Origin of the sequence: Marinobacter denitrificans, assembly GCF_008795955.1 — a bacterium.
In the GTDB taxonomy this organism is placed as follows: Bacteria; Pseudomonadota; Gammaproteobacteria; order Pseudomonadales; family Oleiphilaceae; genus Marinobacter; species Marinobacter denitrificans.
On sequence record NZ_VMHN01000001.1, the window covers coordinates 1,535,005 to 1,551,496 of the forward strand.

At 57.9% G+C, this 16,492-nt stretch carries 19 protein-coding genes; 7 read left to right on the top strand and 12 right to left on the bottom strand.

Annotated features, from left to right (window positions below):
• The first annotated feature begins 79 nt into the window (after window positions 1-79).
• The 3 genes from FO268_RS07095 (at window position 80) to dsbG (ending at window position 3,107) form a co-directional block, all read left to right on the top strand.
• On the top strand, window positions 80-1,396 hold the full coding sequence (locus FO268_RS07095; protein ID WP_191966877.1) for a tetratricopeptide repeat protein: 1,317 nt from the start codon (window positions 80-82) through the stop codon (window positions 1,394-1,396).
• A gap of 89 nt (window positions 1,397-1,485) precedes the next feature.
• Window positions 1,486-2,334 carry a TlpA disulfide reductase family protein gene (locus FO268_RS07100; RefSeq protein ID WP_150991105.1) on the top strand — a complete coding sequence of 283 codons (849 nt, stop codon included), beginning with the start codon at window positions 1,486-1,488 and terminating at the stop codon, window positions 2,332-2,334.
• Entirely contained in the window at window positions 2,331-3,107 is a 777-nt protein-coding gene (gene dsbG / locus FO268_RS07105) for a thiol:disulfide interchange protein DsbG (RefSeq protein WP_150991107.1), read from the top strand. The genes FO268_RS07100 and dsbG overlap by 4 nt, the downstream gene beginning before the upstream one ends.
• Before the next feature lie 36 nt (window positions 3,108-3,143).
• Here the strand turns inward: dsbG and FO268_RS07110 are convergent, their stop codons facing one another.
• The 5 genes from FO268_RS07110 to FO268_RS07130 form a co-directional block, all read right to left on the bottom strand.
• Window positions 3,144-3,599: a DUF302 domain-containing protein gene (locus FO268_RS07110; protein ID WP_150991109.1), complete on the bottom strand. Its 456-nt coding sequence runs from the start codon at window positions 3,597-3,599 to the stop codon at window positions 3,144-3,146.
• Window positions 3,600-3,665: 66 nt separating this feature from the next.
• On the bottom strand, window positions 3,666-4,586 hold the full coding sequence (locus FO268_RS07115) for a lysophospholipid acyltransferase family protein (RefSeq protein ID WP_150991111.1): 921 nt from the start codon (window positions 4,584-4,586) through the stop codon (window positions 3,666-3,668).
• Window positions 4,587-4,677: 91 nt separating this feature from the next.
• Entirely contained in the window at window positions 4,678-6,204 is a 1,527-nt protein-coding gene (locus FO268_RS07120) for a flavin-containing monooxygenase (protein WP_150991113.1), read from the bottom strand.
• 132 nt (window positions 6,205-6,336) lie between these two features.
• Window positions 6,337-6,690, bottom strand: coding sequence for a YkgJ family cysteine cluster protein (locus tag FO268_RS07125; RefSeq protein ID WP_150991115.1), 354 nt, complete (start codon window positions 6,688-6,690; stop codon window positions 6,337-6,339).
• Window positions 6,691-6,735: 45 nt separating this feature from the next.
• On the bottom strand, window positions 6,736-7,011 hold the full coding sequence (locus FO268_RS07130) for a hypothetical protein (protein WP_150991117.1): 276 nt from the start codon (window positions 7,009-7,011) through the stop codon (window positions 6,736-6,738).
• Window positions 7,012-7,142: 131 nt separating this feature from the next.
• On the opposite strand from FO268_RS07130, the gene FO268_RS07135 reads away from it, so the two are divergent.
• The 3 genes from FO268_RS07135 to FO268_RS07145 all read left to right on the top strand — a co-directional run bounded on the left by FO268_RS07135 (window position 7,143) and on the right by FO268_RS07145 (window position 8,759).
• The gene (locus tag FO268_RS07135) at window positions 7,143-7,337 is read left to right on the top strand and encodes a type II toxin-antitoxin system VapB family antitoxin (protein ID WP_150991119.1); all 195 of its coding nucleotides are present in this window, start codon (window positions 7,143-7,145) and stop codon (window positions 7,335-7,337) included.
• On the top strand, window positions 7,334-7,735 hold the full coding sequence (vapC, locus tag FO268_RS07140) for a type II toxin-antitoxin system VapC family toxin (RefSeq protein WP_150991121.1): 402 nt from the start codon (window positions 7,334-7,336) through the stop codon (window positions 7,733-7,735). Before FO268_RS07135 ends, vapC begins: the two co-directional genes overlap by 4 nt.
• Before the next feature lie 130 nt (window positions 7,736-7,865).
• Window positions 7,866-8,759, top strand: coding sequence for a carbohydrate kinase family protein (locus FO268_RS07145; RefSeq protein ID WP_150991123.1), 894 nt, complete (start codon window positions 7,866-7,868; stop codon window positions 8,757-8,759).
• Here the strand turns inward: FO268_RS07145 and FO268_RS07150 are convergent.
• A complete protein-coding gene (locus FO268_RS07150) occupies window positions 8,729-9,289 on the bottom strand; it encodes an LOG family protein (protein WP_150991125.1) in 561 nt (186 codons plus the stop codon). The genes FO268_RS07145 and FO268_RS07150 overlap by 31 nt on opposite strands.
• A gap of 103 nt (window positions 9,290-9,392) precedes the next feature.
• Here FO268_RS07150 and FO268_RS07155 point away from each other — a divergent pair, with 103 nt between their 5' ends.
• Window positions 9,393-10,427: a histone deacetylase family protein gene (locus FO268_RS07155; RefSeq protein WP_150991127.1), complete on the top strand. Its 1,035-nt coding sequence runs from the start codon at window positions 9,393-9,395 to the stop codon at window positions 10,425-10,427.
• Here the strand turns inward: FO268_RS07155 and FO268_RS07160 are convergent.
• From FO268_RS07160 to betB, 6 genes are all read right to left on the bottom strand, one after another.
• Window positions 10,424-10,945 (bottom strand): DUF421 domain-containing protein, encoded by a 522-nt coding sequence (locus tag FO268_RS07160; protein ID WP_150991129.1) that lies wholly within the window; start codon window positions 10,943-10,945, stop codon window positions 10,424-10,426. The genes FO268_RS07155 and FO268_RS07160 overlap by 4 nt on opposite strands.
• Window positions 10,946-11,027: 82 nt before the next feature.
• Window positions 11,028-11,582 (bottom strand): YgjV family protein, encoded by a 555-nt coding sequence (locus FO268_RS07165; RefSeq protein WP_150991131.1) that lies wholly within the window; start codon window positions 11,580-11,582, stop codon window positions 11,028-11,030.
• Window positions 11,583-11,624: 42 nt separating this feature from the next.
• Window positions 11,625-11,834, bottom strand: coding sequence for an acetyltransferase (locus FO268_RS07170; protein WP_150991133.1), 210 nt, complete (start codon window positions 11,832-11,834; stop codon window positions 11,625-11,627).
• 39 nt (window positions 11,835-11,873) lie between these two features.
• A complete protein-coding gene (locus tag FO268_RS07175) occupies window positions 11,874-13,091 on the bottom strand; it encodes a BCCT family transporter (protein ID WP_150991135.1) in 1,218 nt (405 codons plus the stop codon).
• A 227-nt stretch (window positions 13,092-13,318) separates the two neighbouring features.
• The gene (gene betA, locus FO268_RS07180; RefSeq protein WP_150991137.1) at window positions 13,319-15,004 is read right to left on the bottom strand and encodes a choline dehydrogenase; all 1,686 of its coding nucleotides are present in this window, start codon (window positions 15,002-15,004) and stop codon (window positions 13,319-13,321) included.
• Between the two features lie 21 nt (window positions 15,005-15,025).
• Window positions 15,026-16,492: a betaine-aldehyde dehydrogenase gene (gene betB / locus FO268_RS07185; RefSeq protein WP_150991139.1), complete on the bottom strand. Its 1,467-nt coding sequence runs from the start codon at window positions 16,490-16,492 to the stop codon at window positions 15,026-15,028.

Here is a 16,492-nt window from a genome sequence, read left to right on the forward strand (position 1 = left end):
ACCGCCTCCGGGCTGGCACTGGCCCATCCAATGACTGTTATACTCTGAGTTCGAGTTCAGACCATTCCGGAGAGAGTATTTGCGCAGGTTTCTGCCAGTGGCCCTGCTTGTGTGTGTGGCCCTTTCGACAACCAGTGTTCAGGGAAAGACACCAGAGGCAAAAGCCCACTTCCAGGCCGGCGTTCAGGCTTTCAATGACGGCGAGCTGGACAAGGCGCGCCGCTATCTTGAGTCCGCAGCCGAACAGGGTCTGAACTCGCGCTCGCTCAGCTACAATCTCGGTGTGGTGTACTACAAGCTCGGGCAGTACGAAAAAGCAGAACAAACCTTCCGGCAGCTTATCCCCACCCGCCAGAAAGCACTCGCCTATTACAACATCGGCCTTACCGCACTGGCCCGGGAAAACCGTCCCGCGGCGGAAGAGGCCTTCCGGGCGGTACTTGCCTCCGCCCCCGACGATAACCTGTTATCCCTTGCCACCCGACAGCTCGAACGTCTCGATCCGGCAACGCCCAGGGCAGTGGCCAAAAAGCGTTGGGCCGGGCTGATTTCCGTAGGCGGGGGTTATGAGGACAATGTCGCCCTGTTCCCGGACACCGCTCCGGAAAAGCTGGACAGTGGTTTTATAGAAGCACTCGCCGCCGCTTCCTATTACCTGCACGGCGATGCCATGGCGGGACTTCGCTCGGATTTGAAGTTTTTTTCCCGGCAATACCCCTCCGAACATGACTTTGATATTCAGGTGGTTCAGGCGGAAGCAAGATGGGTCCAGCAAACCGGCCCCGGGCACGTCAGTCTCGGCCTTGGCGGCGACTATATCTGGCAGGACCGCCGATCCCGTGAACGCCGGGCCAAGCTCATGGCGGGTCTGACCACCCGCGACTGTCCCGGGCCGGGCTCACGGTGCCAGATCAAGGCCGAGGCTGCCCGGGTATTTCCCGAGCCGGGGTTCGAAGCCTATCAGGGCGAGATGTATCGGCTGGACGCCCAATACCGGGTCCGCCCCGGAAACTGGTCCGGGAAACTTAGGTACCGGGCCGAATACAATGATCGCGACAACCTGGAGACCAGAAGCGAATTCTTCAGTGTGTCGCCGCAACGACATGGCCTTGACGCAAGCGTTGGCTATGGCCTCACCGACAAACTGACGGTTGAAGCAGGCGCCGGCTTCCGCTTCAGTTACTATCGCACGCCACATCAGCTGCACATTCCCGAAGGCACACAGACAATACGTCGCGAAGACAAGCGCTACACTCTCTCGGTCGGCACCACCTACCGCGTTTCAGGCCACACCTCTGTGAGCGTGGATGTCGATCGCACGGATAATGACAGCAACATCGATCGCTACCGCTATGATCGCCACACTGCAACCGCCAGCATTGCCATCGGATTCTGACTCCAACGCAAACAGATGGAACTCCCGGCCATTTCAAGGGTCACTAGGCGCCATACAGTCATCAAAATCCCCCGATAAGCGGAGAAGCCATGCTCAGTGTAGGCGTCGGTCCCTTCAGCCTTTCCATTGGACACCTGTTACTGATTCTGGCTTTTGTTGTTGCCTTGCTTGTCGGGGCATTGGCTGGCCGTAAGGAAAACCTCCCCATATCCGGCGCGCTGGCCGATATTTTCCTCGTCGCTATGTTAGCGGCACGGATCGGCTTTGTAGTGCGTTACTTTGAACACTATCAGGACGACTGGCTGGGCATCATCGATATTCGCGATGGTGGCTTCGATGTGGTCTCTGGACTGGTGGTGGCGCTGGGTTTCACCAGTTACCTGCTATGGCGGCGCACCAACATCCGACGACCGCTGGGGTTCGCTGTGGCGGCAGGCCTGATGACCTGGGGCTTCACCGGCGGCGTGATTGCCTTGATCGACAACCAGACCCAGGGCCTGCCCGACGTGGCCCTGACCGACCTGAAGGAACAACCAGTCGATCTGGACTCCCTTACTCAGAAACAGCCCACCGTCGTAAACCTCTGGGCTACCTGGTGCCCGCCCTGCATTCGCGAAATGCCGGTACTGGAGGAAGCCCAGAACCGCTACCCGGGAATCAACTTTGTCTTTGCCAACCAGGGCGAGCACCCCGAAACCATCAATCACTTTCTGAGTGAGCAGAACCTGGATCTGGACCATGTGCTCAGCGATCGGCAGGGTGGCTTCGGTCGCGCTATCGGCAGCCAGGGTCTGCCAACCACGCTGTTCTATAACGCCCAGGGCAAACTCGTGGACAGCCACATGGGAGAACTCTCAAAAGCCAGCCTGGCCCGAGGTCTTGAACGCTTCGAGGCCAACCATTCCGAACATGTACCGTCGCAAGAGGTAACCCAATGACCCTGAACTCCCTGAAACGAGTCATGCACTGTGCATTGCTATCCACCGCGGTTATTGCAACCAGTGCTCAGGCCGAAGACCTTCCACCGGCAATTCAGAACCTGGAACAACAGGGCGTGGAGGTTATAGAAAGCTTTGACGCGCCCGGTGGCTTAACCGGCTATGTTGGTGAAATGCGGGGGCGTTCCCTTGCATTCTATCTGACGCCTGATGGCGACCACGTGATTGTGGGCACGATGATGGACAAGGACGGCAACAACCTGAGCGAGGCCAGTATCCAGGAGCTTGTCGTGGGGCCGAAGTTCGAAAGCGCCTGGCCGGAACTGGAGGAGAGCAACTGGGTCCGGGACGGGGATAAAAACGCAGACACGGTCATCTACACCTTCACCGATCCCAACTGCCCTTATTGTCATCGCTTCCGCCAGCAGGCCGAGCCCTGGATCGAGGCCGGCAAGGTACAGCTGCGCCACATCATGGTAGGCATTCTCAAAGAAGACAGCCTGACCAAAGCAGCCACCATTCTCGGCAGCGAAAACCCCGAATCGGCTATGCAGAAGCACCAGGCGTCCTTCGAGAAGGGCGGGATTGAGGTAGACCGGAAGCGCGTGAGCGCGGCTCATCTTGAGGTAAAAGCCAACAACAGCCTGATGCAGGAACTGGGCCTTCAGGCAACACCCAGCACCCTCTATAGGGGAGAGGACGGGAAAATCACAATGGTACAGGGCCTGCCCAATCCGCAGGCTCTGGAACGCATGATGGGCCCCCGCCCCTGACAACACCGGATGTCCCGCCAGCCATGGCGGCGGGACTCATTCCGTGGCCGCTTTGGCAAAGTTTGCGAGCGCGCCCTTCACTTTCTCGATAACCTCGTCGCAGCCCTCAATATCATGGCGCTGCTTGAGGTACTCGGGGTCGTTGTAGCCAAGCCAGACAACCCCTTCGCTGTCCTCCCAGATCAGCGCTTTCTGCGGCAGATCAATGGCGACGCTCTGGGCGCACTGCATCAGCGGCGTGCCTACTTTCGGGTTCCCGAAAATCACCACTTCCGTGGATCTCAATTCCAGCCCCGCTTTTTTGGCACCTTCGGCATGATTGATACGGTTCATCACAGTCATGCCTTTTTCTTCAAGCACCGCCTCCAGCTTGTCTGCCGTGGCTTCGGTGCTGTGGTTGCTTTTTATCGCCACCATACCCTCGGCAGCCATCACAGACAGGGGAAGGCTCAGCACTACCATCAAGATCAGCCGCTTGAATCCTGCAAACATTGGACTTTCCTATTGTTGGAATAACGTCCCTAGAGCATAGGTCAGCATGCTGAGAATTTCCCGGCCTCAATAGACTTTCGCAGCACCCTCGGGACGGGTTTTGAAGCGTTTATGCAACCACAGATACTGGTCTGGCTGTTCGCGGATGGTCTCCTCGATGTAACGGCTCCAGATCTCCGTATCAATTTGCTTGTCCGCGCCAAACTCCTCCTGTATCGGGGAGAAGGTAACCCGGTAGTTGCCATCCGGCATTCGCAGGTGGCTTACACAAACGACCGACGCGCCGGATACTTTGGCAATGTAACTGGGAGAGGTAATACATCCGGCCTCGGTGCCGAAGAACGGCACGAAAAGCTCGGTCTTCTTGCCAAAATCCTGGTCGCAGGCGAACCAGACTTCACCGCCTTTTTTCAGGAACGACACCAGCGGCCGCAACTCACGCTTGGTAAAGGGCCGGATACCGAAATGACGCCGGCGGCCGTTCTCGATCATGCGATCGATGACCGGATTGTTGTTGGGACGGTACATGTAACCGGGTTTTTTCAGGTGGCAGGCAATCAACGGCAAGGCAAAATCGAAAATGCTGTAATGCCCGCCAATCAACAGAACACCCTTACCCCTGGCCTGGGCTTCTTTCAGGTGCTCCAGCCCGTGTACTTCCGCCTGCTCACAATAGCCCGACATATCCCGCCACCAGGCGTGGATGCTTTCCAGGAAGCCACGGGTACAGGCAACAAAATTGTCCTGAACCAGTTGTTCCCGGGCCGCTGCGTCCAGTTCAGGAAAACAGGTAGCAATGTTGGTATTGGCCACCCTGGCCCTGGATTTCAGCCTGCCTTCCAGAAAACAGCCCAGCCGCCGCCCAAGGCGCTGCTTGACCGGCATCGGCAGCAGGGCTAGCAGATACAGCGTGAATACCAGAAACCAGGATGGCCAGAATGCGGGATGCCACAAAGGCCTGTTGTTCTTGTTCTTACTGCCGGACATACTTCTTTGCCTGTTCAAAAACGAGAAACGAGCCTGCCATAGAATCCGGACAAAGTGTACTTCCAAATGTGACCGAAGGGGCCGGCCGGCGTCAGGAGCCAAACAGGGCAGACTTGAGCGGCCGTAGAAAGCCCGCCTGGCTGCCATCATGTGCCACTGGCCGGATACCATCGAATTCCAGATAACCGTCTTCAATCGGCCCGAATCTCAGGGTTTTCACATCTGCCATGTAGTTCTGGGTGACCTTCCAGGGGCCATGGGTGCCCTGGCGTGGCAGACGATCATCTGCACGGCGAATGTAACCGGAATCCAGGCCGCCCATCACCGTTCCCTCGCCGCGGCTGTCGCCGGTATCCCTGGGCACGCAGACCCGGTTGTTCTGGGCGTCCATGTAGTTCAGCAGTCGACACAGGTACTCTGCGGCAATGTCGACCTTCAGGGTCCAGGAAATATTGGTGTAACCGAAAATCATGCCGGCATTGGGTACACCCTCGACCATCACATTCTTGTAGATGACCTTGTCCCGCAGCACCACGGGCTGGCCATCAACCATCAGGTCCATCCCTCCAAGCATCTGGATCTCCAGCCCCGTGGCCGGAATGATGATATCGGCCTTCAGCTCCTGCCCGGATTTAAGCCGGATGCCCTGCTCGGTAAAGCTCTCGATATGGTCCGTCACAACCGACGCCTTGCCCGCGCGAATGGACCCGAACAGATCCCCATCCTTGACCACACACAGACGCTGGTCCCAGGGATTGTAACTGGGGGAGAAGTGGCTCATGTCGGCCTTGCCATCCAGTTGCCGGCGCACCAGGCCCAGCATCAACCGGCGCATGATTCCCGGATTCTTGCGCGAACGGTTATAGAGAAAGCGGGCCACAGCAACGTTCCGCGCCCGGGTAAGGCGATAGGCAGATTGGGCAGGCAGCATTTTCTGGAAGAACATCGCTACCTTGTCGTTTGACGGCAGCGGCATCAGATAGGAGGGCGAGCGCTGCAACATGGTGACGTGTTCAGCTTCTTCCGCCATGGTGGGGACCAGTGTAATGGCCGTGGCACCGCTGCCAATAACCACCACACGCTTGCCGGCATAATCCAGGTTCTCCGGCCAGTGCTGAGGGTGCACAATCCGGCCCTTGAAACTGTCCTCGCCGGGAAAGTCCGGCTTGTAGCCGGCGTCATAATTGTAATAACCCGTGCAGCCGATCATGAAGCTGGCGGTAAAAGTGAGGGATTCACCGCTTGCCTCTTGCACCGCCGTCACTGTCCAGCACTTGTCGGTAGCGGACCATTCTGCACGTTTGACCGCCATCCCATACCGGATATGTTTGTCGATGTCGTTTTCCGCGGCAGTGTCACTTACGTACCGTTTGATAGAGGGGCCATCGGCCAGCACCTTGCCACTGGTCCAGGGGCGGAAATTGTAGCCGAAGGTGTACATGTCAGAATCAGAGCGGATACCGGGATAACGGAAAAGGTCCCAGGTACCACCCAGGGACTGCCGGCGCTCAAGAATGGTGAACGACTTGCCCGGGCACTCACGCTTGAGGTGACAGGCCATACCAATGCCGGATACGCCGGCACCGATAATCAGTACATCTACATGCTGTTTACTCATAACTACCCTTGCACCGACTGTTGTTGTTTTTATTAAAATTTTAGCGTGGTATACCACACCAGTGGTTTGAGAATAGCCCAGTACAGGAAAAGTGGAAATTGGCCCAATACGGCGAATCCGCCGCCGCTTCGGTCAGTTGTTGGTGCCGGAGTGTGCAGTTTTACGCCATAACAGCTCAGAGTCATCCCCATTACCCAGGGGCAACGCTGCTCGTTCCTCCCGGCATTCAGCCGAGCCCATTTCAAACTCCCGACAAACCCACGGCCGGTTTTCATAAATCGTACACATAAACGTCTCCCGATCTATCGCCGAGCACCAGCCATCTTCCAGCCTCAGCATGGTTTCCCCTCCCCATTTATCCACCGCAATATGCCGTGCGGGAACACCTGTGTCGGAGATGATCATGACTTCCAGACGACAGCAACAGGCTTCACAATTCGAGCAGGAGATGTCGGGGTCCGTTATATTCTTCACAGGGATGGTCATGCTTATTTCTTCATAACTCCAAAGCCGGCGAAATTCAGGGGGTATTTACCGCTTTTCCTGTTGTTTCAGGAACAACACGATGCCCGGCGGCATGTGGGCCACCCCAAAAGCGGTTAGAAACGCCGCCAGACCGCCGCCCTCTTCAGCGCCCATGTAGACGGCTGAGACAACCCACGCAAAGCTGGCCGCCACAACAGTGAGCAGTATGTGGCCAAGCCAACGCTGGGGAAGAGACGTTATCTGACGATATATCTGCCAGTGGGCGTACCCTGTCATCCAAAGGGCGCCCAGAACCAGAAATAGTGTCCAAACAAGGCGCAAGGGCTTCTCCTCGATAACGGAACAGGAGCCGCGAAGCGGCGGAAAATCGGTCGCTGGGCAGCCGATTGTTATGTTTTCCCCGAAGTGCTAGATTGTGTATAGAAACGGGAAATCATACACATAGGTACACCATGAGAACGAACATTGTCATTGACGATCAGTTGATGGCCGAAGCCCTCAAAGCCTCTGGCTACGAAACCAAAAAAGAAGCCGTTGAGCAAGGCCTGAGACTTCTGGTCCAACTGAGCAAGCAGCAGGAGATTCGAAAGCTGCGAGGCAAAATCAACTGGGAAGGCGACCTGGGTGAAATGCGAAGCTCCCGATGATACTGGTGGATACCAGCGTCTGGATCGACTACTTCAACGGAGTCAAAAACCCGCAAACTGACTTGCTGGATGCCTCGATAGTCCAGGGATCTGCCGCTATAGGAGACCTCATATTTCTGGAAATCCTGCAAGGCATCCGTAACGACAAACAATATCGTCAGACCAAACAAAGCCTTCTCACGCTGGAACAGTATGAAGTGTTTGGCAAAGATATGGCAGCCAAGTGCGCCGACAATTATCGAGCACTTGGTAAAAGGTGCATCACGATCAGAAAGTCTGCCGATGTGATCATCGCGACATTTTGCATAGAAAAGGAGCTACCCCTGTTGTTCCTGGATCACGACTTTATCCCTTTTGTTGATCACCTTGGACTTGAGCCTGCCCTGAGAGAAACATAAGAGCGTATTACACCAACGCGTTCGTATAACTCCGGGTACAAGTACACCCAGGGGCGTAGCCACGGGGAGGAGCCGGGCCGATGGAATAGTGGGTAGGATTATCGGATCTTTTCGTCAAGGCTCCGGACTCATGAACAAACCCATACTGATCATCGGTGGTGTCTCCGTGGACACCGTGATCCAGCTTGATGCACTGCCACAGCCTGTGCCGCAGACCATCTGGCCCAACGACAGTTACAGAACCCTGGGCAGTACCGGCGCCGGCAAGGCCCTTAACCTGTCAGCTCTGGGGCGGCCGGTTACACTGCATTCCCTTCTGGGGCGGGACCAGGAGGCGGGCTTCGCAAGTACCGCCCTGCGCCGCCCCGGAATCGAGTTGTTGGTTGAAACCACCGATACTCCCACCGAGCAGCACGTGAATCTGATGGACCCACACGGCGGACGGGTGTCCCTGTTTGTTCAGCCACCTGCCGAGCCGGCCACGGTTGACTGGGCTCCAGTGCGCTCTGCCATGGAGCACTGTGAGCTGGTAGTGGTCAATATCCTTGGCTATGCCAAGCCGGCCCTGGCGTTAGCCCAGAACGCGGGCAGACCCGTGTGGATCGACCTGCACGATTACGATGGCCAGAACCCCCATCACCAGCCGTTTATTGATGCGGCCAGCGTGATCTTTCTGTCCAGTGACAACCTGGCGGAGTATCGCGGGTTTATGGAAATGATGATCGATGAGGGTAAGGAGTTGGTGGTTTGCACCCATGGCGCTGACGGCGCCACCCTGCACGACCGGAATGGGGGCTGGCTGGAGCAGCCGGCGTTTCCGGTCGAAGAGGTGCGGGACACCAACGGCGCCGGCGATGCCTTCTTCAGTGGTTTTCTGATGGGCTACCTGGAAGGCCAAAGCCTGCAAACCTGCCTTCAACTCGGTGCCGCGTGCGGTGCACTCTGCGTTACTTCACGCTCACTGGCCGCGGAAGACCTGAGCCGACAGAGGCTTTACGACCATTTACGGGCTGGTGGCTTATAGTTCTTCAGGGCAGAGATCAGGGCTTCCGGTTGTTGCTCCACAATCACCATCGCCGCGTACTCGGGCTTGAGGAAGCCAGTGCCGGACATCTTGCGGATGAAAGCCAGCAACTCGTCGTAGTAGCCGTCTACGTTGTAAAACGCGCAGGGTTTGTTGTGATAGCCGAGCTGGCCCCAGGTCCAGGCTTCGAAGATCTCGTCCATGGTGCCAGGGCCGCCAGGCAGGGCCACGAACGCATCGGCCATGTCCGCCATCAGTGCCTTGCGCTCGTGCATGGAGGCCACCACATCCAGCCTGGTGAGGCCCTGGTGGGCCAGTTCCCGGTCACGGAGGGATTCGGGGATAACGCCGTACACCTCGCGGCCACCGGCCAGCACCGCATCGGCCACCACGCCCATCAGACCTACCTTACCGCCACCGAACACCAAGTCCATACCCTGGTTGGCCATATAATTGCCGAACTCTTCGGCGGCCTCGGCAAAGCGTTGGTCATTGCCCCGGCTGGAGCCACAAAAGACAGCGATTTTCATGAATGTTTCCTGTCACTGGATTCGTTGTTTGGTGTGTTGGGCCATATACTGTCAGCATCCCAAAAACACCTGAGCCACTGACATCAACACGGGTTACCTTCACATGAAAACCGTTTTCTCGCCGTTGCACAACCGCCGCACGGCTACAACAGAGCTCGACGGGGGCGTCCTGATCTCGCCCCATGAGAAGCCGTCACGTGCCGAGACCATACTGGGCCGGGTGAAACAGGAACAGTTGGGAGAGGTTCTCGCACCCCGGGAATTCGGTCTGGGCCCGGTGCTGCGTGTGCATACCCAGGACTATGTGGACTTCCTCAGGACCTGCTGGGCAGACTGGACTGCCGAGGGTAAGCCCGGTGAAGCCATTCCCGCTGTCTGGCCCGGCCGTGGCATGCGGCACCGGGTACCGAAAGACATTGATGGCCGCCTGGGCTATTACAGTTTTACCGCCGATACATCGATCACGGAGGGCACCTGGGAAGCCGCCTGTGCTTCTGCCGATGTCGCACTGACCGCACAGGCGCTGGTGGCCAACGGCGAGCCTGCGGCCTTCGCACTGTGCCGCCCGCCCGGTCACCATGCCCACGCTGACCTGTTGGGCGGTTACTGCTTCTTCAACAACGCTGCCATATCCGCCCAGGCCTTCCGCGACCAGGGCGCCAAACGGGTGGCCGTGCTGGATGTGGATTTCCACCACGGTAACGGCACCCAGAGCATTTTCTACTTGCGGGACGATGTGATGACCATCAGCCTGCACGGCGACCCGGACCTGGTGTTCCCCCATTTCCTGGGGTTAGAGGACGAGAGGGGAGAAGGCGTCGGTGAGGGTTTTAATCTGAACATCGTCTATCCGCCCGGCACGCCTTTTTCGGTCTGGCGCAAGGGACTGGAAACCGCCTGCGCCAGGATCACAGCCTATCAACCAGACGCTCTGGTGATCGCCCTGGGCGTGGACACCTTCGAGGACGATCCGATTTCCTTCTTCAAACTGACGTCCGCGGATTACCTGCTGATGGGGGAGCGGCTGGCGCAACTGAACCTGCCCACGCTGTTTACCATGGAAGGCGGTTACGATGTGGATGCCATTGGGGTGAATGTGGTGAACGTACTGAAGGGGTTCGAACGCGCCCGCCTCTAAGGCCGCCCCTGCACATCCTCAAGGCTTGACGACCCGGCTTGCGAGCCACCCTGGACAACACTTAGTGAGCCATCTGTCTCCAGCACGACGGCTTCTACGCCCTCCAGGGCCAGAACACCCGATGAACGGACGGCGGAGCGTACTTCATCCTCCGTCACCCGCGCCTTGCGCAGCGCCGCTGGCATGAACTCGCCCCGGTACAGTAGCAGCTGCGGTTCCCCCGTAAGAATACGCCGGAACCATTGCGTGCGAACGCTTGTCCAGGTGACGACAAGCTGGAGGCCGATCAGCAGGGCAAACGCCAGCACACCATCTGCCAGCGGAACACTCTTGGACAGCAACACGGTCGCCAACGTTGAACCCAGGGCCACCGTTACGATCAAATCGAAGGCGTTGAGCTTCGAAAGAGTCCGGTTGCCGGAGATGCGCAGGAACACCACCAGCACCACGTAAGCCAACACCCCCACAACCAGCGTGCGAATCAGGCTCGACCACCCACCGAAAAAGATCTGTTCCATATTGCTCTCCCTTTTCCGAACCTCTACACCCCGCAGAGAAAATCCCTTCAATCGATCTTTTCACCAGAGCCATCCATCTCGGCTATGAACCGGACTCCTTTTGGTTTTCAAAGACTTCCGGATACCGGCGTTTCATCCGGGCAAGCCGGTAGATGGTGATGAAGTTGGTGACCACCACCATGCCCTCCGCCAGCGTACCACCCACCGACCCGATAAAGATGTTATTCAGCATCCAGGCAATGGCGGCGGCCGCGAGCATCAGCCGCATGGGAATGCCCCTGAGCATGAACATGCCCACGGTCCCGAAGATGGCAGCGGCTATGGCGAAGTAATCCACCGGGCTGCGCCAGGTCAGCACGGCCGCCACCAGGTTCACCGCCAGTACCGCCAGCATTACCTTCCAGTTGCCCAGATAGCGCCGGGCCAGCATGATGCGACCGATCACCAGCAAACTCAGCACCGCCGCTGTCCAACTGCCGAACAGCGCGAACTGCAGCGCAAAGGCCACATTCGCGGAGATCAGCAGCACCATCAGGCGGTCATCCCGCTTGCTGGCAAAGCCGACAATACAGAACCCCAGCGCAATCAGGCTGACAATCTGGCCTGCCAGATCGGTATAGCTCATACCATCAAACATGAGGATCAGTCAGCAACGTACAATGGCTTTGCGGGGCCAGGATCACCTTCTGCGATAATCCGGGTCCGTCCAGCAAAGCGGCAGGGATTCCCCGGACGGAAAGTTGAGGCCGGCTTTTTCAAAGCTTTCCGGGTCCTGGGCCTCCTCACCAAAGTGCAGGCTGCCCTGCACGGTTGTTTCATGGGGATCAAACAACTCTTTGGTGTCCAGTACCTCGATCATATGCCCGGTCGATTTTTCAGCGAGAAACATAAATCCCTCCCGGATTTCCCTGATGGTGTGTGAAACGATCTAGCTCGCTAATTCGATCTTCCTGAAGTCGAGTGTATTCTCTTTGGGCGAGGCTTCAATGCCCATCACTTCGGAGCGACGCTTGGTAACAATGTAGACGAAACAGCCGAAGTACAGTGCAATCACCAGGGCGCCGACCCACTGGATGCGCAGGAAGTCCAACTGGAATAGCAGGGTCAGGCCGCACATGGCAACCAGGTTGCCCAGATAGTACTTGCCCTGTCCAAGGCGCCGGGCCGTCAGGTTCAGATTGTCGGTATAGAGCCGTATCAGCGAATCCAGTGAGTTGATAACCATCAGGATACCCACCGTGATCATCGCAATGTTGATAAACGCGGCAATGTTCAGCCCCTCGGCGTGATAGTGGTACAGCACCGAAAACCAGGTACCGATGGCAATGGACGGAAACACCAGCATGGCGATCATCAGCTGCCAGGTGCGCAGGCCGCTGACAAAACGGGCGGTGAACTGGCCGATCATGATGCTCCAGGAGAACCACCAGAACAGGTAAAACTCATGGTAGTCGTTCAACGGCAACATGAAGTAGTGGAGGTTGGTGAAGTACTCGCCGATCAGGCCCGCGGTGCCGAAGAAGTCCCCCACACTGCCGTTGCCAGTCAGGAACGCACGGCCCCACATCACCGCGATCAGGGCGATAAACAGCCAGCTCGAACCCAGGCTGAGTATCCGCACATACTTGATTTTACTGCTGGAATGCACGGCCGCTGCAATGGCTGCAAAAACAATCAGATAGAAAGTGGGTACCACGGTTTCCCCATCGCCGATTTCCGGCAGATACCAGGGCAGATTAACCAGCAACAGGAAGGCCGTGAAGGCACAAGTGCCGATGATCACTGCATTGTTGACCACTTTCACCAGCGGAATATCAAAGAACTTCACCCGCGGTTCAATTACGCAGAAATAGAAGCAGGTAAGGAAGTAAAAGCCCCAGATCAGGAAGGCCCAGAAACCGAACTCAATGGCCAGGGGGTTGGCAAACCCGTACTCAGGGCTTTCCCCAAGGTCGCCGTAACCGGCGAATTCCGTCAGCGGGAACATGATCAGGCCGACATCGAGGCCGGAGGTAAACAAAATGGCGATAAACGTGAACGTGCGTACCGGCGTAACGCCGATGACTTTCAGGTCCCACCATTTGAACAGGATCAGCGCGATGGCCGCAAAGGTGAAGATCAGGCCTGTGGATAACCAGAGTGTCATACACACCTCCGGGGACAGGGAATCGTTATTATATCGGACAACATGGGTGTTCCTCCTCTACTTTGAAGCAAGAGCTCATTCGAATCGGACACAAACCCCCGCGTTGACGGGTCAACACTTAACTATCGCGCGCTCAGGACGGCGCGATCTTCGCAGCCGCAGCGACGATAGGTAAGTCCTGATGGTTTGCATAAAAAACCGGCAGCCGTTGCGCCGCCGGAATACGGTCAGGCGAGCGCGCGTCTGGCGCCTCCCGGGCGCTGACGGTCTCGCCATTGCTCGTCCATTGCCACGGGGGCAGTGGACGGATTCAGTGGCTCAACGCCACGAATAAGGTCAGCGGCACGCTCCGCCACCATGATGGTGGGGGCATTGAGGTTGCCGTTGGGAATGGTTGGGAAGACGGAAGAATCCACCACCCGCAATCCGCTCACGCCGTGCACCCGGGTATCCGGGCCCACCACGGCCTGGTCGTCTACACCCATCTTGCAGGTACAGGACGGGTGATAGGCGCTTTCCACCGCCTGGCGCACAAAGGCATCGATTTCCTCGTCGCTCTGCACGTCAATACCCGGCTGGATTTCCGGTCCCCGGTAAGCGTCCATTGCCGGCTGGCTGACAATTTCGCGGGTGAGGCGCACGCAGTCACGGAAGCCCTCGCGGTCATCCTCGTGCTGGAGGTAGTTGAAGAGGATACGCGGTGCCTGCCTGGGGTCGGCTGACTGGACGTACACTGAACCACGGCTCTTGGGCTTGTTATGGCCAACATGGAGCTGGAAGCCGTCGCCATTGAAGGCCTCCTTACCGTCGTAGCGCATGGCCGCCGGCAGAAAGTGGTATTGCAGGTCCGGCCACTCGACACCGGCTTTGGAGCGGATAAAGCCGCAGGATTCAAAGTGATTGGTGGCGCCCAGGCCATCCTTCTTCAGCAGCCAGCGAACACCGATCTTGAGCTTGTTCCACCAGTCGAGCTTGCCATTGAGAGAGACCGGCTCCTTGCAGCGAAACTGGAAGTAGAATTCCAGATGATCCTGCAGGTTACCGCCTACACCGGGCAGCTCGTGATTGACGGGAATGTCGGCCTGCTCCAGGACATCACGATTACCGATACCGGAGAGCTGCAGCAAGTGGGGGGACCCAATGGAGCCCGCACACAGGATCACTTCCTCAGAAGCGGCCACATCCACCAGCTTGCCGTCTTTCTCATAACGCACGCCGGTGGCCCGCTTGCCATCCAGCAATACCTTGTGCACCAGGGCGTGGGTAACCACCATCAGGTTGTCCCGCGCCATGGCCGGGCGCAGGTAGGCGTTGGCAGTGGACCAGCGGCGGCCGTTTTTAACCGTCATATGCATGGCGCCGAAGCCTTCCTGGCGCTCGCCGTTGTAGTCCGCAGTGGCAAAGTAGCCCGCATCCACACCCGCATCCACAAAGGCCTTGTAGAGCGGGTTCTGCATGTTGTTGCCGTTATTGACCCCTAACGGGCCGCTGCCTCCACGGTACTCGTCCGCACCAAAGGCCCAGGTTTCCGCCTTCCGGAAATAGGGCAGACAGTGGCGATAGTCCCAGCCATTGGCGCCCTGTTCCTGCCATTCATCGAAATCCCGGGCGTGGCCGCGCACATAGACCATACCGTTGATGGAGGAAGAACCGCCCAGCACCTTGCCCCGGGGGCAGTGCATGCGGCGGTTATCCAGGTAGGGTTCCGGCTCGGTCTCGAACTGCCAGGCGTATTTTTTTGTGTTCATGGGGATAGATAGCGCCGTCGGCATCTGGATAAAGATGCTCTTGTCGCTGCCGCCGGTCTCCAGCAGCAGCACCCGGTGGCGGCCATCCTCGGTAAGCCGGTTGGCCAGCACACAGCCCGCAGACCCGGCCCCGACAATAATGTAATCGTAATTCGCTTCTTTCATACGCAACTCCCGGCAGCCCGGTTAGAAAGGGCTGTCTATATCCTCCATTCCCACATACACCGCCTTCAGCTGGGTGTAGTGGTCGAGCGTGACACGGCCATTCTCGCGGCCCACGCCGGAGAGTTTGTAGCCACCCACCGGCATTTCCGCTGGTGAGGCTCCGTAACTGTTGATCCAGCAGATACCGGCCTGGATACGATGAATTACCCGGTGGGCACGGCGAATATCACTGGTGAAGACGCCTGCGGCCAGGCCGGTATCGGTGTTGTTGGCACGGTCGATCACTTCGTCCTCACCGGAGAAGGTCAGGACCGACATCACCGGGCCGAAAATTTCTTCGCGGCAGATGGTCATGTCGTCGGTGCAGTCGGTGAAAATGGTAGGCTCCACGAAGTAACCACCAGGGGCGGATGCGGGTTTTGCGGCCTTGCCACCGTGGCTGAGGGTGGCGCCTTCGGCGATGCCTTTCTCGATGTAGTCCAGGACCAGTTGCTGGTGCTTCTGCGAGATCAATGCGCCAAAATTGGTCTCAGGATCGGTAGGGTCGCCCATGCGGATGTTGCTCAGCGTGCGCTCCAGCAACCGGTCCATGAATTGCGAATAGATAGCCTCGTGGACGAAAACCCGGGTGCCATTGGTGCAGACTTCGCCCTGGGTATAGAAGTTACCCAGCATTGCCGCCGAAACGGCGTTTTCAATATCTGCGTCTTCGAAGATAATCAGTGGCGATTTGCCACCCAGCTCCATGGTCACGTCTTTCAGGGTAGAGGCCGCTGCGGTCATCACCTTTTTGCCGGTGCCCACTTCCCCGGTGAACGATACCTTGGCAATGTCCGGGTGATGCGTCAGCCAGGCGCCGACCTCACCTGCCCCCTGCACCACGTTGAATACACCCGCCGGCACACCGGCTTCGGTGAATATCTCTGCCAGCTTGAGAGCCCCCATGGGGGTCTCCTCGGAGGGCTTGAAAATCATGCTGTTACCGGTGGCCAGCGCCGGAGCAGACTTCCAGCAGGCAATCTGCAGCGGGTAGTTCCAGGCACCGATACCGGCACACACGCCCAGAGGTTCGCGGCGGGTGTAGTAAAAATCGCCACCCAGGTCCTGCTGGTTGCCCTCAACCGAGGCCGCCAGGCCGGCAAAATATTCGAGCGTGTCGGCGCCGGTCACCACATCCACTACCTCGGCCTCCTGCCAGGGTTTGCCGGTGTCTTTCACTTCCAGTGCGGCCAGTTCGTCGTTGTGCTCCCGCAGCAAGGCCACGGCACGGTGAAGAATGCGACCGCGTTGCGCGCCGGTCATGGCGGACCAGGCTTTGAAACCCGCCTGGGCACTTTCGATGGCAGCCTTCTGGATAGTCTCATCGGCGATTTCCATTTCGTAAATCACCTCACCGGTGGCCGGGTTGACCACTGGAAAGGTTTCACCGGAGCTGTTGGCCATGGGCTGGCCGTTGATGAAGTTCTGATAACGGGGCAATGCAGTCAT